The sequence below is a fragment of the Rivularia sp. PCC 7116 genome (assembly GCF_000316665.1).
Classification (GTDB): Bacteria; Cyanobacteriota; Cyanobacteriia; order Cyanobacteriales; family Nostocaceae; genus Rivularia.
The window spans coordinates 560,519-581,079 of the sequence record NC_019678.1; the positions used below are offsets into that span (position 1 = coordinate 560,519).

Genomic DNA, 20,561 nt, shown 5'->3' on the forward strand with positions numbered 1-20,561 from the left:
AGGCAAAAAATTAAGTATTTTCTCGGCAACTAAAATGAATCGAGTTATGCTGTTGTTTACTTATAAATCTAGCCTTGCTTGCAGTAGTTCGACTTTTTGTAAAAACTCGTTTGTTGTGTTAAAAAATGTACGTTCGGATTTTATATTGCAGCTAGTTGAACAAAATTAGTTTTACCAACTCAAACAAATCTTAATCTCTAAGAAAAATATACGGAACTGAACGGGGCTTTATGACAGTAGCGACTCAGCAGGATAATTTACAATTGTTAGCGGACAATTTACAGGAACACTTGCGTGCAGACGTTCCATCTGGAGAATTCTTTGGAGTTCGGTGCGCTGTAAAAAATCACCAATTGATGATTTTGACTCAGCACCCTCAAGGTGTGGCAGTAGATACCGAAAATATTTTTACAGTTCTTAAAGAAGCACTATCTAATAATTCCCGCGAATACCCACAAGAGAAAGTAGAAATATTTTTACGAGTAGCTGGAGTAAAGCTTCCTTACTCAAAACGTTCCTTGACTTTGGAAAAACAGTACGGCGCTCCAAAGTTAGAGGAAGCCGAAGAAGATAATAGTATTCCCGATTCTTCAGCTTTAACTTATTCGCCAGTCAATGAGACAGAAGACGATTTTAGTAACTCTCTAGCCCAAAACCCTTTACCCGAAGATTCTCAACCCAACTTAGCAGGCTTTAATCCCAAGCTGATTGTACTTTCAATGCTTGGTGTAATGATTTGTGCAACTTTAGGTGGTGCATACGTCGCAACTCGCCCTTGTTTAATAACCACATGCACTCAACTAAAAACTGCTCAATATTTAGATAATTCTTACGGAGAATTGATTAAAAAAATCAACTCGGAGCAAGATTTAGCTCGTTTACAAAGAAAAATTGATAAAGCAAATACTAACCTCCGGCAAATACCCGGTTTATCCCCTTATTCTCAAGAATCACAACAACTCTCGCTCTCCCTATCAGACAAATCATCAGAAATTCAAAAGGTATTTACAGCTTTTCAAGCAGCCCAGATAGCAGAGCAAAAAAGTAAGACTCCTGCCTCAAGCTTAAAACAATTGCAAGATAGACAGCGATTGTGGAGACAAGCAATTTCGCCTCTAGAAGCAATCAATAGCGATCGCGAACTTTATCAGTTTGCACAAGAAAAACTCAGAAATTATCGCGCTAACTTACAGGCTGTGAATGCTCTACTGCAAAAAGAAGATAAGTATACAAAAAAAATCACTTCAGCTAAAGCCGTAGCTATCGTCGCCGAAAAACGACAAGCAACAGCGAGAAGTTTACAAGATTGGCAAAAAGTTCAAGCCACTTGGCAAGTAGCTTTAAATGCATTAACCCCAATTCCTGCCAAAAGTCCGGCATATTCAGATGCCCAAAAATTAATATCAGAGTATAAACCCCGACTATTAGCAGCAAAAAATCGCACTACAAAAGAATTAATGGCAGCCAAAACTTACAGACAAGCCGTTAATGCAGTCTCCCTTGCCAAACGTTACGAACGACAAAACCAGTGGACGCAAGCACTTATGCAGTGGCAAACAGCAGTAAGCTCGGCAAAACAAGTTGCTACCAGCAGCCTTTATAGTGTCGAAGCTGAGAAAATAATTACACCAGCATCTGTATCTCTCGAACAAGCCCGAGAAAAGTTGAGAATTGCCAATCGTATACAGAAAACTCGTTCGGATTTAGAAAGAACTTGTTCCGGCGAGATTCGCGTTTGTACTTATATCATGGGTAATCAAGGAATTACCGTGCGAATCAGCCCCGACTACGAGCAAAACTTGCAAGAAAATTTATTAGAAGCCAGCACTCAAGGAGATACTAGTATTATCGATGGTGTAAATAATCACTTGCAAACCTTGCAACAAGCTTTAGAAGCAATCAGCGATAATGCCGACGTACCCCTGATTGTTTACGACGCTCAAGGAAATGTGATTTACGAGCGTACTCTTAATTAATTTATCGGGAATTGGGCAGCAGAAATAGGTTAAAAGTAGGAATTACTAGTCATTAAATTTGTTAAAAAATATAAATAATACATAATTTCTTTGTAGGGTGTGTTATTGCCCAAGGCATAACGCACCATATTACTTTATAGCAGTTTTGAGTGTTGGGTTTCGTTCCTCAAACGCCACTTCCTAAAACGGAGCGCCACTTTGGTTAACGGAGATAACCTCCGCAGGGGAGTAGTCTCACCAAACCCCCGCTAAATTGGGGGCTTAGTTCCCTCCCATAAATAGGAGGGTTAGGGAGGATCTGCTCTTAACCGAGCAGTATTGGGAATGGAAGTAATTGCACTTTTCTGTATTTATATGTAAGCCGAGATAAATTATATTACTGAATGTTTTATTGGATACTGTACGACTGCATTGGCTATTAGCCTGTAAATATGACGATAACGCTACTGTATCCAGTCAATTTTATTAGCAATCGCAACTGTAATATATGTCACCTAAATTATTAAAAAATATAAATAATGCGTAATTTAGGTTAGCTACTCCAGACAAATAATACACAACCCAACATTCAAAGGTAATCTTTCTCATGCTTAACAGAATGCGTACTATAACATTTGCTGCTTTGATGCTGGCTACAGCTTCCCCGGTAATTGTTAATAATACAGCAGTTGCTCAGGTACAGCGTCCTACCAAAATAGCTAGTACCGTTTTGGCTACAGTTAACGGTCAGCAACTAACTCAAAGTATGGTTAACTCAGCTATTGAAGTTGGGGAATTTCTTGCTGGTCAAAAGTTTACCGCAGCAGACAAGCAATGGGTTAGAGACTTATTAATAAAAGGTTTTCGTGACAATTCAGTTGAATTCATGCAAGGTTATAGGCTGGTTGAAGAAGTTCTTCCAGGTATTAAAAAACATTCACAAAATCCACTTAAACTTGCTTATGGACGAGAAAAATTATTCGCAAATATTTACCTTTCCAACCTTGCAAACAATAGTCTTAATAAACCATCAATAATGACGGTAGTGTACAAGTACTCACCAGTCATCTATGTCGATCCTACATATAAAATTGTAGTAACTAAAAGAACTGTTGATGCTATGAATGCGTCTAGCAAGTTTGTGGCTCAGTTAGCTGGAACATCTGTTAGAAACCCAACTTACGAAGGATGGGCGCGAGGGTTACAAAGAACACGTTCTGGATTTTCCTCTGCAAACGTAAGAAAAAGCTTTGCAACAGCCGAAAGTCGTTGGGTTCGCTTACAACAAGCTTGGTCAAACACACCACCTCAAGAACGACAGAAGGCAGTTGCTTTAATCAATAAATACTTTCAGCGCGGTCACAAAATACATAATATAGCTCGCGAATTTGAAAATATTGCTAATGGTGAAAATCGGACTGCTAATAGTTCAAATACAATGAGTCAGTTCAATTCCGATATGCAAAAAATAGACTACTTCCGCAGAATGATGGCTTATTAAATATAATTCTTATAAATGAAAATTAAATATTTTGATTCATAATAATTTAAACAGAAACACCTGGTAAGTAATTAATTACCAGGTGTTTCTCTGAAGAATGAAAAAATTTTTAACCCCAATCCACTTAACTAATTTGTACTTAACACTGACATTTCCTTAATACGCCATTTTCCACCTATTTTAGATACCATATACCTAACTTTTATAGTATCGTTATAAGACCTTCGCTCATTGATTTTACCGTTTTGATAGAAGCGAGCTTGTTCTGTGACTGTCGCTTCAATAGCAGCTTGATTATTGTTACCAGGAACCGTATCCACAGATTCAATACTCAGGTTGCTATGGTCAAAGGTTCGATAATGATTCTTTTGCTTGACTTGTTGAGCAATGTTTCGCCATAAGGCAAGAGCCGTACCTGTTAAAATATTATTCAAGCTTTGAATATTATGATTTTGTCCCAAAGCTTGTCCTTTGATAGATAGCCAATTTCTAACTATCTCTTCTGCTGTTACTTTTGTTAAAGCACCGTTATCTAAAATAGGTTGGCTGTTTGCTGTCGGTATTTTTATTGGTGGACGATCTATCTGTATGCTCAACTGTTCCCCTTCTAAAGTTGGTTCGGGAGAAAACAAGTTTTGCAATAATCCTACAGCTGCACCCAGTAATAACCATAAAACTAATAAACCCGATAATGAGCCAAAAATTAACCAAATCAAGCGGGTTCTTTTTTGCAGATTAGACGGAGTACTGCGTCGTCTGGCGACTCTAGGACGGGGCGCACCTTCTAGCTGCCCGTTAGGAATTTCGCTTTGTTTGCGTTTTCTACGACCATTCGTTTGGGGAGGTCTACTGGCTGTCGCCATCGCTCTAGCAGAACCGTTTTGGGTGTTGTTGCCACCTCTCAAACGTTCCGTTGTTGGAAGCGGTCCCACCGAATGAGGGGTTTCGTTGTTGATATGTGCTACATTGCTTGGTTGGCTAGAAGTATTTGGGGTTGTTTTTTGAGCATACCCCGGTGGTGTTTGCCTGCGGTGATTGAATTGCCGGTAAACAACGTTAGAATTATTTACGTTTTGAGTATTTTGAGTATTTTGATTATTTGGCTGACTTTGAGGTGAAGGCTGAGGTGAGGTTTTATTTACTTGATTATCTCTAGGTAAACCTTCTAAATAAGCCTGTACTTGCTCATCAGCAAAGTATTCCTTTAAAGAAGCTTGTCGCTCTTTCAAATCTCGAAAATGAGGAAATACCTCAGAATGCAACCAAGTTTCTGAATATAGGCATAGTCCGGGAAGCAAATCGGGGGAATCTTGAGAATTTTCTCGAATGAATGCTAAAGCTTCGTACTCCTGACTCAATTCCAAAGCACGAGTTGCTTCTTGGGTTTGCCCTAAAAGTAAAGCACAAAGAGATTGTTCTAAATGTACATCTTGGCGCTTGCCCAACTGAATCAACATTTGTTTCGCTTGACGGATTAAAGCAGGTTGACGCTGAGTGAACCCGCGTGCTATCAAAGCATATACAGCTAGGTATGTAGCAACAGCAGAAGGGCGTTGGCTTTCTTGTTCAAATAGCTTGTGTTGTTCGGAACAGGTTAAATAATGACGTAACTGCTGAATAAACCGTAGAAAATCATCTACGTTTAAACCAGATTCATCCTTACCCGCGCCATCAATACCGCCGCGCTGTTGCAGTACTTCTTGCAATAACTGTAATCCTTGTTGTCTTTCGGCAGTTTTTTCTAGTGGTAATGCTAGTAATTCTAAAATTCTATAGGGTCGCAGTCTATGCAGATCCGCTTCTATTTCAGCTTGAACGTTTTGAAATAATCCTTCGTTGGATAACAGTTCTAAACCAGTTTCTAACGATACTGCTGCATTTTCGTAGTGAGCTTGCTGCCATTGTTCGCGACCTAATTCCAAACAAGCAAGAGCAACAGTCAGAACAACATCTGGACGTTGGGCATTTTGTTCGGGAGTCAGTTGGGCTTGTATTGAAGGCTGACCTGAATTACCGGCTACTTTACCATTTTGATTAACTAAGTATGGGCGACCCAAATTTAGAACTTGTTCGTATTCTCCCAACTCTTGCAAAAGCATTAAAGCGCCAATCAACTCATCTTGGGAAATATCGATACCTAAAGCATTAGATTCAATGTCAGCTTGAACCCCAGGTGTCATTTTTTTTACTGCTACACCCCCATAGCGCTCATCTTCGGGAGTGTAAGCGTTTGTCAAATAAACCCGGTCGTATTCCTTGCGTTGTTTCGGATCTGATAAAACCACGTATGCTTCTTCTATAAATTTTTTTCGATATGCAATTGCTGAAGAGGAATATTCGCGTCGCGGCAGTCCGACAATGCGATCGCTGTATGCTTGACGCAACTGCTCATCACTTGCCGCCATCGGAATTCCTAAAATTCGGTAATAATCTAGCGGAATTTGCACAGTCTACTTCCCCGCTCAGCCTTCATCGATAAAGTTTTCTTAATATATTCTTGGGTTTGTAAAACCGTGCCATAATAATAACCCAGTCATTTCACACAAAAGAGTGTGTATCGCAACATCTATACCCATACCTCCCTTTAGGTAGAGTAAGCGCACTCGGTTATGAATGTAAATTTAGGCGTATCTTTAACCTCCTTCAATAGTCAAATGTGCTTAGTGTAACAGAGTATTTACCCTTTGATAATTTAGATATTACCTTTATTCACAACTAAGTTGCTAAGTACACACTATATAAAAGGGCTGTGCTTGCACAACAACACTTTTGTTCGATAAAGGACATTATCCCCATAGACAAAGGCTTTTCTCATTTAAAAGAAAAGATAAAGCATTAACCCGATAATATTTTTCCTAAACGAGAAAAAGATATTATCATAATTGTGATTTAAGTACAAATATCTACAGAGATATTCCGGATATTTGCTGTCTGAATTTAATTTGTTAATCAAAATGCAGAATATTGATATCCTGAAACGGTAATCTATAGGAGCAAATGCAGTCTAAGTAATTATTATTGCTGGATAAACAGTCCATCAAAAATTAAGAATCGCAAACAATTTTTGACTGCTGACCTAGGAATACAGAGCAAATTTACTAAAATTATCTCTTTAAGTGTTACCACGGAGTTTTTACGCAAAATAATGATTCAAGAACGAACTTTACCCAATTTCAATGCGACCACCGCGCAAATAACAAAAGAAGAAGGTTTGCGAATTTATGAAGACATGATTTTAGGGCGTTTTTTTGAAGATAAATGCGCCGAGATGTACTATAGGGGCAAAATGTTTGGCTTTGTCCACCTGTACAACGGTCAAGAGGCAGTTTCTAGCGGTGTGATTAAGGCGATGCGAGCGGGTGAAGATTTCGTTTCCAGTACTTACCGCGACCACGTACACGCTTTGAGTGCTGGAGTTCCAGCAAAGGAAGTAATGGCGGAGTTGTTTGGTAAAGCTACTGGTTGCAGCAAGGGACGCGGTGGTTCGATGCATATGTTTTCTGCCGAACATGGTTTGTTGGGTGGTTATGCATTCGTTGCTGAAGGTATTCCGGTAGCTTCCGGAGCTGCTTTTCAAACCAAGTACCGTCGCGAGGTTCTCGGAGATGAAAGTGCAGACCAAGTAACAGCTTGCTTTTTCGGTGATGGAGCTTGCAATAACGGTCAATTTTACGAAACATTAAATATGGCAGCTTTATGGAAACTGCCGATTATTTTTGTGGTAGAGAATAATAAGTGGGCAATTGGTATGTCTCACGAACGTGCAACTTCTCAACCAGAAATCTACAAAAAAGCCAGCGTATTTGGTATGCCCGGTGTAGAAGTTGACGGAATGGATGTACTTGCGGTTCGTTCTGTCGCTCAGGAAGCAGTATTACGCGCTCGTTCTGGGGAAGGCCCGACATTAATCGAAGCACTTACCTATCGTTTTCGGGGTCACTCATTAGCAGATCCAGACGAAATGCGTAGTAAAGAAGAAAAAGAATTCTGGTTGTCTCGCGATCCAATCAAAAAATTTGCAGCTTATTTAGTTGAACAAAATTTAGCTTCTCAAGAAGAACTAAAGGACATAGAGCGCAAAATTCAAGCAACCGTTGATGAAGCTGTAGAATTCGCCCAAAGCAGTCCCGAACCAGATGCGAGCGAATTACATCGATTTATTTTTGCTGAAGATGAGTAATTAGGTTCAAGGTGAGAGGTCAAAGCTCAAAGGTTGGGTGATAGGGTGATGAAGTGATGGGGTAGAGGGGGTAGAGAGGGAAGAGGGGGTAGAGAGGAGAGTAATTATTTTTAACTGCTAATTCCTAATTCCTAACTCCTAATTATGCCCCATACCCCATGCCCAATTCCAAATTATTGAATTATGTTTTCTATTAACGTCGAACAAAGACAGTACGAAACCTACGTTATTACTGACGAAAAAGCTAAATCTCAGTTAGAAGTGCTACCGAAACGTGGTGGTATCGCCACCAAATGGCTGATTGACGGTAAAGACGTTTTTTACATGGATGAAGAACGATTAAAAAATCCTGAAATGAGCATTAGAGGTGGAAATCCGATTCTATTTCCTATTTGTGGAAATTTACCTGACGATACTTACGCTATTAACGACAAAAAATTTACGCTCAAACAACACGGTTTTGCTCGTAATTTACCTTGGGAAGTAGGGGAAGAAGTTACTGTAGATAATGTTTCCCTGAAGCTATATCTCAACAGCAACGAGGAAACTAAAAAGGTTTATCCTTTTGATTTTCAAGCTAGCTTCACTTATCAATTGCACGGCAATACATTAACAATACTCCAAGAATTTAAAAATCAGTCTTCCGAACCAATGCCTTTTTCCGTGGGTTTTCATCCTTACTTCTTAACCCACGATAAAAGTCAGCTAGAGCTTGATATCCCATCGAGGGAATATCAAAAGAAAGGTAGCCAGGAAAGTCATCCGTTTAACGGTAGCTTTGATTTTAGCCAAGACGAAATTGATGTTGCATTCACAGAGCTAAGTGCAAAATCTACCAGCGTTACAGATAAAAGTCGTAACTTAAAAATGACGCTCGAATACGATGATAATTTCTCAACCTTGGTCTTTTGGACGGTCAAAGGTAAAGACTTTTATTGCTTGGAGCCTTGGAGCGGTCATCGTAATGCTATCAACACCGGCAAACACTTGACTGTACTCAATCCTGGGGCTACTCATTCAGCAATGATTCGTCTCACAGCAAATTTTTTCGCTTAACCCCTTTACAAAATAATAGGGTATCGTGTTATTATTCATAAGTCGCGCAAAACGCGATGGGTGGCTAGCTCAACGGTAGAGTACTCGGCTTTTAACCGATTTGTTCTGGGTTCGAATCCCAGGCTACCCATTTAAAAGAACATTTAGGTCAAAGGTCTGAGGCTAAACGTCAAAGGTGTGAAGTCACCTCTGAAAAATTAGAAGCCTTTATTTTTCCCATGTTTTGACCATTTTAATAGTTTCGGCTCATTCAACCCTAGACCTGTAACCTTTGACCTTTGACCTTTAACCCTTGACCTTTGACGTTTAAATCTTTTTCAGCGTAGGTACGCACAAATAGTTATAATTTCCTATAAGTTGAAAAAAATATTAAGATTAACGTAAGAATTACGCTTGTCTTAAAACAGATTAGCTAATAACTAAATTAGGAGGAATATATATGGCGCTCGTACCAATGCGTCTGCTGTTGGATCATGCTGCTGAGAACGGTTATGGCATCCCAGCTTATAACGTTAATAACATGGAGCAAATCCTGGCAATTATGCAGGCTGCTGTAGAAGCTGATAGCCCCGTGATTTTACAGGCTTCTCGCGGTGCGCGTAAGTATGCCGGAGAAAACTTCCTACGTCACCTGATTTTGGCAGCAGTGGAAACCCATCCAAATATTCCCATTGCTATGCATCAAGACCACGGTAACAGCCCTGCGACTTGCTACTCTGCAATTCGTAACGGTTTTACCAGTGTAATGATGGATGGTTCTTTGGAAGCTGATGCCAAGACTCCAGCAAGCTTCGAGTACAACGTGAATGTTACTGCTGAAGTAGTGAAGGTAGCTCATGCAGTTGGTGCTTCTGTGGAAGGAGAACTCGGTTGCTTGGGTTCTTTGGAAACTGGAATGGGTGAAGCTGAAGATGGACACGGTGCTGAAGGAAAACTCAGCAGAGATCAACTTTTAACAGATCCCGATGAAGCTGTTGAATTTGTTGAAAGAACTCAAGTTGATGCTCTAGCAGTTGCGATTGGAACCAGCCACGGTGCTTACAAGTTTACTCGTAAGCCCACTGGTGAAGTTTTGGCAATCAGCCGAATTGAAGAAATCCACAACCGTCTACCCAATACCCACCTTGTAATGCACGGTTCTTCTTCCGTACCTCAAGAATGGTTGGACATGATTAACCAGTACGGTGGTCAGATTCCTGAAACCTACGGTGTACCTGTTGAAGAAATTCAGAAGGGTATTAAGAGTGGTGTACGTAAGGTAAATATTGACACCGACAATCGTTTGGCTATCACTGCTGCTTTCCGCGAAGCTGCTGCAAAAGATCCAGCCAACTTTGACCCCCGTCACTTCCTCAAGCCTTCCATCAAGTACATGAAGCAGGTTTGCTTGGATAGATATGAAGCTTTCGGTACTGCTGGGCACGCTAGCAAGATCAAGCAAATTCCTTTAGATGAGTTTGCTGCTAAGTATGCTAGTGGCGAACTTTCTGCTAAAACTAAGGCTACTGCGAAAGTATAGTTTAAAAATCAAAAATCTAAAATCTTTTAATCAACAAGTAAATAGGGACACCATATTAACGTGTCCCTACGTTACTGAGGATTCTGAGAAGAATGACCAAGCCGGGTGAGTATTGTTCCCCGGTTTTTTGTTTGATTGATAGTTATTTAATTACAACCAGATTCGCTTCCAACCAGGGCAACTGCATGAGGTACCGGACGAGGTGTATAACCTACTAAGGATTTTCCTTTGTAAACTAAAGACGTACTCGCACCGGAGTCAAGCATTACAGCATCTTGGATACCTGCTTTTGTCAAGACTTTTGATAGATTGGCAGAATCAAGTTTTTTGTTGGAAACACCAATAACGGGAACTCCTTCTTTATTCATTCCCCAAAAAGCCCGGAAGCGTACTCCGTCTGCTCCTTGCAGAAAATCAAAGTAATTAGCGGTTTTTGGTTTACCGTTTTCAACTAACCACGCTGCACCGACAAATGCATCGGTAACTCCCGGCATTTCTGCTTGTATACCCTGCAATGTATTATGTTTGTCGGGTTCAAAGGGGATATACTTGACTGCAACAGGGCTAATTAAAACTAACGGACGGTTTGCTAATTTTTTATTTTCGCCTTGATTTCCGGGAACGAATTTGTTGGTGGAATAGCTGTAAACTGGACCAATCATGACGTTGGAGTTAAGGAATTTCAATGAGAAGAAACCCCCGTCTACCGCCGCTACTGCATTAGTCCCGCTTTTAGCCACAACTTCCTCTAACTGATACCGACTATCAGCATGAATGGTTATGGGTTTTCCACCAGAAATTAGAGTTAAAGGAATATTCGCGACTGTGGTGTCAACACGTTGAATCGGGCTGGAGAAATTGAATCCCGGCTGTAGGGATAATGCGATCGCTTTTCCAACAGGTACCACTGCCTGTAAGGGTGATGGTATGCTGGCAAACAAATTTAATGTAGACTCATCAAAGTTACTATGGTTGAAATAACTTGATAATGGTGTAGTCAAACTCTGCATCGCAACTCTGATACCCTGATGTGGGTTGCTTGCTAAGTTAGATACATTAGTTGTGGTTTCGAGCAAGTTTGAAATTTGTCCGTTCAAACTAGAATTATGAATACAAGCGTTACTATTGTTAACGGTTCGAGCAGCAGTTTGTGTAATCGGAAATAACTGTACAAAACCAAATACATAAATCACTAACAGAAATAATTTAGTAATGACCTTGCAAGATTTATTTTCAAGGCGAAATCTGAGAAATTTGTAGCGGAAGGTGGGACTTTTAGGTATTAACCTCATACTTCTTTTTCTCAAAATAATTCGGACTCGTTTCCGCAATTACCCCGATACAAAGCTGTGATATTAATACAGTAAAATCCTAGAGTTAAGATTAAACGAAAGTGGCTTTAAATATTGTTTTGTTGATACAAATTATTTGTATGTAGAAAGTTATAAATGGATAAATAAAAATTATCAATGTAATCAAATAAACAAAAACCCGATGTCTTACAAACACCGGGTTCTTTTAGTTATGAAAGTGATTTAAAAGCCTTGTTTTCCTTTTGTATTGTAATTTTGAAATACTAACAAAACTGACGCGAATGCTAAGATTTTCAAAGTTTTGGACAATCCGCATCAAGGCGTGAATGGTTTGCTTGCTTCAGTAAGTGCTAATTAAAATACTCTATGTTGCAAGCTTGGCATTTGACGGCGAACTTGCTCGATTCTGGCAGGATTAATTTCAGCGATCGCGACTCCAGGTTGTTCCCCAGCGTCGGCTAAAATCATCCCCCAAGGATCGATTATCATGGCGTGTCCGTGGGTTTGACGACGGTGGTAATGTACACCTGTTTGGGCTGGAGCGATTATGTAACAAGTGTTTTCAATAGCACGGGCTTGTAGTAATATTTGCCAATGGTCTTTGCCAGTAAAAGCGGTAAAGGCTGCGGGGACAAACATTACATCCGCGCCTTGTTGCGCCATGTGTCTGTAAAGTTCGGGAAATCGCACATCATAACAAACTGAAAGTCCAATGTGTCCGAGTTGTTTCGATAAGTACACATTAGGCAGTTCTGTGCCAGCCATTACCGTACTAGATTCTCGATAAGTATTACCGTCTGGGACGTTTACGTCAAATAAATGTGCTTTGCGATAGCAAGATAGTTCCTCACCGTTGGAATCTATCAGCACAGCAGTATTGTAAACTTTATCAATTTCACCTGAAGGAACGGGAAAACCACCACCAATAATATTTACTTGGTAGCGCTGTGCCATTTTCTTGAGAAAGATTTGAGTTTCTTTGGCAATGATTTCGGCTTGCAAAAGCTTATCTTTTTCTTCTCCCATAAAAGAAAAATTTTCCGGTAAACCCACTAATTGAGCACCTCTACGCACTGCCACATCAATTAATTCTTCAGCCTGAGCTAAATTTGATGATAAATCAGGCACGCTGGTCATTTGAATAGCAGCTGCTAGATAAGAATTCATGCTGTATTAACCTTCTTAGAATTTACAGTCAGTTGTCGGTCAAACTATATCTTCAATCTTAAAAATCAAAATATAAAACAGATTGGGTATAAAAGCGAGTCTTGAGTTTAAAAAAATTTACTTGCACTTATCTTATGGCATATAAACCCATAATTGTTTGCATCTATTTTAATAAATCATCAAGCAAGTAATCATATTTATGATTGCAGCAAAACGGATGTTTAAACATGAAAATAAATCAACAAATATTTCTATTTAGTTGATTTAAGTATATTTTGTTAATATTTGCCAATAACTAAAGTTGATATGAGCAATATTTTTATCCCAGTTATTCTCAGTACCACTCGGGAAGGTAGAATGAGCGAACCGGTAGCAAAGTTTGTGTGCGAACAGGTTCAAAAGTGGAATGGAGTTGAGACCGAATTAATTGATATTCGTCAACTTAAATTCCCTATGGATGATGCTGGGGAATCAATTAAGGATGCACAATTTTCAGCTACTTGCCAACGTGCTGATGGATTTATTATCGTAGTTCCGGAATATAATCATAGTTTTCCCGGTATACTCAAACACGTTCTCGATACTAATTTGAAAGAATATATTCACAAAGCTGTAGGAATTTGTGGTGTTTCGGCGGGACCTTTTGGTGGTGCTAGAGTAATTCAAAGTTTACTTCCAGTGATGCGCGAGTTAGGCTTGGTGACAACTTTTTATGACCTAAATTTTGGCGGTGTAAATAATTTATTTGACGATTCGGGGAAATTATTGGATGAACAAACTTATATCCGTCGGTTTGAAAGATTTATGAAAGAACTGGTTTGGATGTCAACGGTGCTGCGTCATGGAAGATTAGAAGTTTGTATAGATGAAAACAATCAACTTGCCACAATTAATCATCATGCAAACAAACCTTGCCCAGAAAATGCTGCCAGAATGGGAACAGAAGAAACTGATACAGTGATGGAAGTTAGTAGTACTGAAGCTGGTATGGATATCAAAATTGTCAATGACTAATTTTCATTTACAGGGAATAAGAAAGATAATCTTAATCTGATGCCAAGAAGGAGAAACATTCCTTCCTATCGATATCATCTATTCCCTTTTTTAATAACCAATATGATTGCTCTGGAAGCTTATAACCTCAAAAAAACTTACCGTTTAAAGAATCAAATAGTAGAAGCAGTAAAAAATGTTTCTTTAAATATTGCGCCAGGGGAAGTTGTGGCTTTTTTAGGTCCTAATGGTGCGGGTAAAACTACAAGCATAAAAATGATGGCGGGATTAATTAAACCAGATTTCGGCTGGACAAAAATCTCGGGAATAAATCCTCACCGTAACCCCCGTGCCTTAGAAAAACTTGGTGCTGTTTTGGAAGGAAACCGTAATGTTTATTGGCGATTAACTCCTCAAGAGAATTTGGAGTATTTCGGAGTGTTAAAAGGACTTACTCATACTCAAGCGCGTAAATCGGGGATTGCGCTTTTAGAAAGATTTGGCTTACAGCATAAACGTCGTACCGCAGTACAGCAACTGTCGCGAGGGATGCAGCAGAAATTAGCTTTTGCTGTTGCTTTAGTTCATCAACCACAAGTTTTATTGTTAGATGAACCTACTTTAGGGCTTGATGTGGAAGCAACTGAAGATGTGAAATTGTTAGTCAAGGAAATTGCTGCATCTGGCTGTGCAATTTTATTAACGACTCATCAACTTGATATTGCCGAACAGCTTGCCGATAGAATTGCGATTATTCGTAAGGGTGAAATATTAACAGAATTACCTACTGCTGAATTGATTCGTAAATTTTCTGGTCAAGCTTATAAAGTAGAAATGGAATCCGTGTTGGATGAAGTCAGAATTCACAAGTTAGTAAAAGTTGGTGTGGAAGTCGTAGAAAAAAGAATTATTTTTGTCAGCCAGCCAGATTTAATTTATCAAGTATTGAATATACTTGAACCTTTACAGTTAAAAGTTGTGGAAAAGGCGGAAGCTGATTTAACTCAAATATTTTTAAAATTGGTGAAAGAGGGAAGTAATTAAATCACATCACATGTTTTTTTTAAACGCAGAGGAACAAGGAGGTAAGCGCAGAGGTACGCTGAGTTTTCCTTGTACGTAAAGGAATAAGGAGAGAAAATTAAATATTCAGATATAGAAGGCGATTCTAATTTCTCTTCCTTCTCTTCTTTAACTAATTGCTTCACACATAGACTTTTCGCGATTTGCCTGCTTCGTTAGCAATAATTCCGACTAAATTCAAGCTGCTCAAAATTTGTGTGGCTTGAACCAATTCAGTGTGTGTTATTTTACCCATACGTCCTACCATGATAATACCGCTGCATAAAGAAGCCAGAATCCTCGCATCTACGGTATCTAAAATAGAAGAAGCATCTATTAGTACTAAATCATAGCTGCGCGTAAATATTTCTAACAGTTCTTTCATCCGTCCCGAGCTAAGTAAATTTACTGTATCATCTGGAATTGGCCCGGCAGTTAAGACATCTATGGCAGGATGAACGGGTTGCACGTAATCGTTGACTTCACTATTTCTTTCTTCTAACAATAATAAGGATAGTCCCCAATCGTTAGAAAGTTCTAGAATCGAATGCAAACAGGGACTTCGTAGATTTGCATCAATCACCAAAACTCGCTGGTGCATTCTAGCCGCGCTTACCGCTAATCCTAATGTTGCAGTCGATTTCCCTTCCCCAGCTAGTGCTGAAGTTACCATTAATGTTTGACAGTGTAGGGGATACTTCAATATTTGAATATTTTGGTAAGCCATATCCAGGGTTTCATGGGAAGGCAAATGGGCTATGGCTTGTGGAAAAGCAGAGTATGAGTTTTTTAGCGATCGCCGTGGAGATGAGCTATTAAAACCAACTGGTAAATTAAAAAGTCTTTTTCTTTTACGAAGTGGTGGCAGTTTGGGAATTTTACCAAGCAAACGCAGATTTGTAAACTTTGTTAAGTCTTTAGGAGTATAAATGGTATCGTTGAATAGCTCTAAAATTAAAGCTAATGCGATACCTAAAACTGGACCAGTAACCGCACCTGCTAAGAGAAATAATAGTCTCGATCTACCTGTTGTTGTTCCTAATTCGGGTTGTTCGAGTATTTGCCAATCAAATCCCCCTTGAGCGATTTTCAGGGCTAAAGATTGGCGTATTTCCATTAACTGCGCCAAAGTTTTGCGGTTGGTTTCGACTTCTGGCAATAATCGGTTGTATTGTGCAATTAAGGCAGGATATTGATTTAAATTTGCACGTAGCTGTTTTTCAGATTTCATCAAACTTTGTTGATTGGCACGCAAACCCAAAGCTTCTGTTTCTAATTTGACTAAATCTTCGACTAGCTTTAAATCGACTCCCGCAAGTTGCCCTTTTGTCAACAATGGCTGTGCAGATTTTTGAGCAACATCTACTTTATCTCCCAAACTTCTTCCGGCTTCTTGTTGTAACAAAGTTAGTTGGCTCTGACGCTGTGCTAACAATTTTTGTACTGTAGGAGAATTATCTGTAAACCTCTGTCTTTCCTGAGCCAAAGCCAATTCTGTTTTTTGAATTTCATCTAGTAACGATTGATAGCGAGTTGACTGACTCAAACGCGAAGATACTAAAGCATTTCTAGGAGAAGCAGCTATTTTTTGCTCTAAATTACTGTATCGAGCTTCTATGTCTTGCAACTGCGCGGTAGTAGTCTCCAGATCTTTTTTGATTGCGGCAATGGTTTCTAAAAGAACTGTACTCTGTACTTGCGGATTAACTATATTGTGTCTTTTACGAAAGGTTTCTAACTTTCTTTCTGATTGAATTACCTGTTCTCTAATTTTGGGAAGTCTGCTATTAACGAAAGCTAAACCTTTTGATAAACGGGCTTTTTGCTGTTGTTTATTAAATTGTTGATAAACTATTTGTAATGCTTCGAGTACTTTTTGGGCTTTAACTGGGTTTTTATCTTTAAAAGATATTTCAAATACTTCCGAAGGGACTTTATGTATTCCCGCACCTGTTTGTAGTTGGGTAACTGTTAAAGGGGCTTTTTCGGCTTTTACACCTTTTTCTCCTTTAATATCTTCTACTGTAATATCTGGATAAGTTGGTTGAAGCAATCCTACTGCTCTTTGAATTAATTTTGTGCTTCGCATCAACTGTAACTGAGCAGTATAATCTACAACTTCAAGATTAGAATCTGTAAAATCATTATTCAAATTATTTTGATTGTTATACGTTTTTGCACTTTGATAAAGATTAGAACTAACTAACATCTGCATCGAGCTTTCACGCATCGGTTTTATTACTACAGATAGTAGAGTCGCAATTGACATAATGATACTTGCAACCCCTAAAATTAGCCAGCGTCGGCGATATATTATGATAGATAGCTGTCTAATATTCACAGCTTCTTGTGGGGGGGCTATCGCGATTTGCCCTTGCTCCAGATCTGTGTCAACCACCACAAAAGACCTCTCAAATCGAAACACTATTTTTTCTTAAATTCGCTAAATAATCTAAACATTTTTATACACCCCGATTCACTCTTATAAAGAACGAACTAAATGCGTTTTAGATAAATAATTTATCACATAAAAGTACAATTAATTCATAATTACCTCGAAACTAAATATATAGATTACTCGAACTATGTATTGAATGTTTCTGTTAATCTGATTTCTCAAAGCTCATAAATTAACTTAGTATTCATGCGAAAGACTGTACTAACTCAATCAGAGACGATACGTCTATCTAAATGAAGAACTAACATTTTTTACAAGTTTGTTTAATAACTCTAAGTGCCCCCGACTCTCAACAGCGAATTTATCTATTATAGTAAAATTAAATCTATTTTTTGCTTGAATAATATTTTGAGGATTGGATAGAAAGGCAGCAACTTTAAATCGTTTGTCGCCGGGATTCCAAACCGCAAAATCGGCTCCAATACTATTTAAAAAGGCTTTAGCTTTACCAGAGCCACCCAAGCTGTAAAATGGCACCCCTAATGCTAGTGCTGTTAATCCAAGGTGTAGTTTGTATGAAACTACTAAGTCGAGTGAAGCAAGGAATTCAAGGGTTAACTTAGGGTCTGTATACACATGATATTTGATATTACTAGATAGTTGTTTAGGTCGCAACTCGGTATTTATTGGCGAAGATGGTAAATATGTTTTAATAAAATGGAAAACAATATCTCTTCTGATAGATGCGATTACACTAAGTTGGAAAGCCAGCCATTTACACTGTATGGTATTGGGAATATTTATACCAACATTAATGATATTATTGTATTTGATTTTAGAAGGAATTTGCCAAAATTCAGATACTGAAAGCAATACATCGGGATAATAATTAACTTCTTTTCCAAAATGATGAATTAAAGCTCGATCCGATGGCAATCGAACGCTGGAAGATTTACAGGTTTCACCTTGAAAAAATTGTTGCCTCCAATATGAAAGAGAAGTATTTTTTCCCAACCCTTCTCCACCAATCGAAATCGGATATACGGGACAGTTTTTCTCACTGCTGACGATTTTTAAGCGGCGAAAATCTTCTTCAAAAGGTGCAGAAAAGTTTTCTACGAGAAATCCACCGCCACCTATAATGCAAAATTCGGCATCGTCAAAAAGTTCATTTAATGAATCAGTCGTTTGAATTTGATAGCGTTTTGCTAGCTGTTTATTTAATCGATAAACTACAGGTCGAACGTTGATACTTTTAAAATATTTAGCAAACTGAATTGCCATTATATCATCGCCGTAGTTACCATAATTATACGAACCCCAAATTGCTACTTTCATAATTTTCAGGAAATAGATAATAGGGAATAGTTAGGAGTTAATAATTTGGAATTCAGAGTTATAAATCAAGAATTAGGGGTTAAAATTTGAGGTTATAGTAATTTATCCTTATCTTCTTTTATTTTCTCTTCATTGACTAAATTATCTTCATTAAACTGATGCTGTGTTTGATGATATTTCCAAAGTTTACCTTTACGGTTTAATAGTTCCTGATAACCTCCTTGTTCTACAATACGTCCCTGTTCGAGTACTATGACTTTGTCAGCTTTAAAAATAGTAGAAAGTCGATGGGCAATAGCGATCGCAGTTCTTCCAGAAGCCAATTTTTCTAAAGACTGCTGTACTAAACGTTCGCTCACCGAATCGAGAGCGCTAGTTGCTTCGTCTAAAATTAAAATATCTGGATTGCGTAACAATGCCCTCGCAATGGCAATTCTCTGTCTTTGTCCACCAGACAAGCGTACTCCTCTATCTCCAAGTTTGGTATCGAAACCCTGGGGTAATTCTGAAATAAATTCATCGGCATTTGCACCTTTAGCTGCTTCTATAATTGCTTTATCATTTATATTTTCTAAACCGTAAGCAATATTTTCTCGTACCGAAGTATTAAATATAAAAGTATCTTGACTTACTACCGCTATGTTGTTTCGTAACGAACCGATACTATATTCGCGCAAGTCTACATTATCAATTAATATTGTTCCAAAAGTGGGGTCATAAAAACGCACTAATAAATCGGCTAAAGTTGTTTTACCGCAACCACTAGCACCCACTAAAGCTATAGTTTCACCGCGTTCAATTGTTAAATTAATATTGTGCAATACTAATTGACTATTGTCATAACCAAAATCAACATTGACAATTTTTATAGCTTGCCTCAAACCGGGGAAATTTTTTGTCCCATCTGTTAAATAGGCTTTATTATCTGTTCTTAAAAGTTCTTCAACAGCTCCTAAAGCCCCGGAATGTATGGCAATTAAACCCCAGGAACTATTCATATGAGCGATAATTGGCAGCAACCGAAATAACGCAAATAGAAATGCCAGCAAAGAAACTATATTCAGGATGCCATTAGATATGAGTGCAGAAACTGCAACTAATATCATCGATACCAAAATTGTAGTAGCTAAAGCTTCGATGACTGGTTGCAAAAGCCCGCTAATAGTACTAGCCTTCAACCAAGCGCTAGCAAATTTATCAGCTACTTGATTAAAACGCTTACTTTCAAATTCTTGAGTCCAAAATGCTTGTACCGTGCGAATCCCGCCAATAAATTCTGACGTTTTGGCGGCTAATTCTCCTCCAGTCGAACTCATTTCAAAACTGGCTTCACGCACTCGACGAATCCAATGTGATGCTGCTGCTGCGAGTAAACTAAAAAGTAGTACTGTAACTAAAGTCAGTTGCCAAGAGATAACAAACATGGCAACAGTATATGCTAATATTACACAACTTTTAGTTACGAAATTAATCAGTTCGTTAAAAGCAAAGCTCAAGTTACTAACTTCGGTAGAAAAAGTATTAATTAATTCTCCGGAACGTTTTTGGGTATAGTATGCAAGACTAAAGCTTTTAAACTGCTCAAATATTTTTTTACGAAGAGTATCTACCAATCCAATCTCGCATAATTTAGCGCAGTAACGTCCGAAATAACTAAAAACTGCTCTTAACCAAACAGTAAATAATATTAAACCAGATATGCGCCAAATGCGCTCTTGAGAAGCATTTTCAGTACCCAAAACACTAATATCAAACCATTCAATACCAGTTTCTAAAGCTGGCTGATTTGGATTCGTTAATCCTTGTAGTAAAGAAGCTATTAACCCTATACCTAGAGCTTCTAAAGCCGCTGCCATAATTGTTAGAAGCACGGCTACTATTGCAATGCGATAAAAAGGTTTAAATGCTCTTACAATCAGATAATGTTGCTGCCAAAAACCAGTGGTTACTAAGATTTTACGGATAAAAGTAGGTAACTTTACTTGCATGTATCTGTTTTTGATGATTAAATAGCCAGCTGTCGAAACTCTATATAATCGCAAGCATAAAATTCGTTAGACGGAATTAAACTTATCGATA

Annotated in this window: 13 protein-coding genes and 1 tRNA gene; 8 read left to right on the forward strand and 6 right to left on the reverse strand. The window is 38.5% G+C overall.

Annotated features, from left to right (window positions below):
- The first annotated feature begins 230 nt into the window (after positions 1–230).
- Both RIV7116_RS02135 and RIV7116_RS02140 read left to right on the forward strand, forming a co-directional pair.
- Positions 231–1,976: a hypothetical protein gene (locus RIV7116_RS02135; protein ID WP_015116619.1), complete on the forward strand. Its 1,746-nt coding sequence runs from the start codon at positions 231–233 to the stop codon at positions 1,974–1,976.
- Between the two features lie 586 nt (positions 1,977–2,562).
- Positions 2,563–3,456: a hypothetical protein gene (locus RIV7116_RS02140; RefSeq protein ID WP_015116620.1), complete on the forward strand. Its 894-nt coding sequence runs from the start codon at positions 2,563–2,565 to the stop codon at positions 3,454–3,456.
- Between the two features lie 128 nt (positions 3,457–3,584).
- Here RIV7116_RS02140 and RIV7116_RS02145 read toward each other — a convergent pair whose 3' ends face one another.
- Positions 3,585–5,903 carry an ARC6/PARC6 family protein gene (locus RIV7116_RS02145; protein ID WP_015116621.1) on the reverse strand — a complete coding sequence of 773 codons (2,319 nt, stop codon included), beginning with the start codon at positions 5,901–5,903 and terminating at the stop codon, positions 3,585–3,587.
- A gap of 698 nt (positions 5,904–6,601) precedes the next feature.
- Between RIV7116_RS02145 and pdhA the strand changes: the two genes are divergently transcribed.
- From pdhA to fba, 4 genes are all read left to right on the forward strand, one after another.
- Positions 6,602–7,636, forward strand: coding sequence for a pyruvate dehydrogenase (acetyl-transferring) E1 component subunit alpha (pdhA, locus tag RIV7116_RS02150; RefSeq protein ID WP_015116622.1), 1,035 nt, complete (start codon positions 6,602–6,604; stop codon positions 7,634–7,636).
- A 183-nt stretch (positions 7,637–7,819) separates the two neighbouring features.
- On the forward strand, positions 7,820–8,692 hold the full coding sequence (locus RIV7116_RS02155; protein ID WP_015116623.1) for a galactose mutarotase: 873 nt from the start codon (positions 7,820–7,822) through the stop codon (positions 8,690–8,692).
- 58 nt (positions 8,693–8,750) lie between these two features.
- A tRNA-Lys gene (locus RIV7116_RS02160) sits at positions 8,751–8,822 on the forward strand.
- A gap of 309 nt (positions 8,823–9,131) precedes the next feature.
- Positions 9,132–10,211, forward strand: coding sequence for a class II fructose-bisphosphate aldolase (gene fba / locus RIV7116_RS02165; RefSeq protein WP_015116624.1), 1,080 nt, complete (start codon positions 9,132–9,134; stop codon positions 10,209–10,211).
- Between the two features lie 146 nt (positions 10,212–10,357).
- Here fba and RIV7116_RS33580 read toward each other — a convergent pair whose 3' ends face one another.
- A complete protein-coding gene (locus RIV7116_RS33580; RefSeq protein ID WP_015116625.1) occupies positions 10,358–11,503 on the reverse strand; it encodes a phosphodiester glycosidase family protein in 1,146 nt (381 codons plus the stop codon).
- Between the two features lie 375 nt (positions 11,504–11,878).
- Positions 11,879–12,691: a carbon-nitrogen hydrolase family protein gene (locus tag RIV7116_RS02175; RefSeq protein WP_015116626.1), complete on the reverse strand. Its 813-nt coding sequence runs from the start codon at positions 12,689–12,691 to the stop codon at positions 11,879–11,881.
- 306 nt (positions 12,692–12,997) lie between these two features.
- Here RIV7116_RS02175 and RIV7116_RS02180 point away from each other — a divergent pair, with 306 nt between their 5' ends.
- Together RIV7116_RS02180 and RIV7116_RS02185 are read left to right on the forward strand one after the other, a co-directional pair.
- On the forward strand, positions 12,998–13,705 hold the full coding sequence (locus RIV7116_RS02180) for an NADPH-dependent FMN reductase (protein ID WP_015116627.1): 708 nt from the start codon (positions 12,998–13,000) through the stop codon (positions 13,703–13,705).
- Between the two features lie 102 nt (positions 13,706–13,807).
- On the forward strand, positions 13,808–14,728 hold the full coding sequence (locus tag RIV7116_RS02185) for an ABC transporter ATP-binding protein (RefSeq protein ID WP_015116628.1): 921 nt from the start codon (positions 13,808–13,810) through the stop codon (positions 14,726–14,728).
- A 160-nt stretch (positions 14,729–14,888) separates the two neighbouring features.
- Here the strand turns inward: RIV7116_RS02185 and RIV7116_RS02190 are convergent, their stop codons facing one another.
- The 3 genes from RIV7116_RS02190 to hepA form a co-directional block, all read right to left on the reverse strand.
- A complete protein-coding gene (locus RIV7116_RS02190; RefSeq protein ID WP_015116629.1) occupies positions 14,889–17,147 on the reverse strand; it encodes a polysaccharide biosynthesis tyrosine autokinase in 2,259 nt (752 codons plus the stop codon).
- A 282-nt stretch (positions 17,148–17,429) separates the two neighbouring features.
- A complete protein-coding gene (locus RIV7116_RS02195) occupies positions 17,430–18,482 on the reverse strand; it encodes a polysaccharide pyruvyl transferase family protein (protein ID WP_015116630.1) in 1,053 nt (350 codons plus the stop codon).
- A 92-nt stretch (positions 18,483–18,574) separates the two neighbouring features.
- Positions 18,575–20,470, reverse strand: coding sequence for a heterocyst formation ABC transporter subunit HepA (gene hepA / locus RIV7116_RS02200; protein ID WP_015116631.1), 1,896 nt, complete (start codon positions 20,468–20,470; stop codon positions 18,575–18,577).
- Positions 20,471–20,561 lie beyond the last annotated feature (91 nt).

Excerpts from the sequence above, each read along its gene's own strand:
- RIV7116_RS02185 (WP_015116628.1), top strand. The coding sequence starts at position 13,808 with ATGATTGCTCTGGAAGCTTATAACCTCAAAAAAACTTACCGTTTAAAG.
- RIV7116_RS33580 (WP_015116625.1), bottom strand. The coding sequence starts at position 11,503 with ATGAGGTTAATACCTAAAAGTCCCACCTTCCGCTACAAATTTCTCAGA.
- RIV7116_RS02175 (WP_015116626.1), bottom strand. The coding sequence starts at position 12,691 with ATGAATTCTTATCTAGCAGCTGCTATTCAAATGACCAGCGTGCCTGAT.
- RIV7116_RS02155 (WP_015116623.1), top strand. The coding sequence starts at position 7,820 with ATGTTTTCTATTAACGTCGAACAAAGACAGTACGAAACCTACGTTATT.
- fba (WP_015116624.1), top strand. The coding sequence starts at position 9,132 with ATGGCGCTCGTACCAATGCGTCTGCTGTTGGATCATGCTGCTGAGAAC.
- pdhA (WP_015116622.1), top strand. The coding sequence starts at position 6,602 with ATGATTCAAGAACGAACTTTACCCAATTTCAATGCGACCACCGCGCAA.
- RIV7116_RS02195 (WP_015116630.1), bottom strand. The coding sequence starts at position 18,482 with ATGAAAGTAGCAATTTGGGGTTCGTATAATTATGGTAACTACGGCGAT.
- RIV7116_RS02135 (WP_015116619.1), top strand. The coding sequence starts at position 231 with ATGACAGTAGCGACTCAGCAGGATAATTTACAATTGTTAGCGGACAAT.
- RIV7116_RS02140 (WP_015116620.1), top strand. The coding sequence starts at position 2,563 with ATGCTTAACAGAATGCGTACTATAACATTTGCTGCTTTGATGCTGGCT.
- hepA (WP_015116631.1), bottom strand. The coding sequence starts at position 20,470 with ATGCAAGTAAAGTTACCTACTTTTATCCGTAAAATCTTAGTAACCACT.
- RIV7116_RS02180 (WP_015116627.1), top strand. The coding sequence starts at position 12,998 with ATGAGCAATATTTTTATCCCAGTTATTCTCAGTACCACTCGGGAAGGT.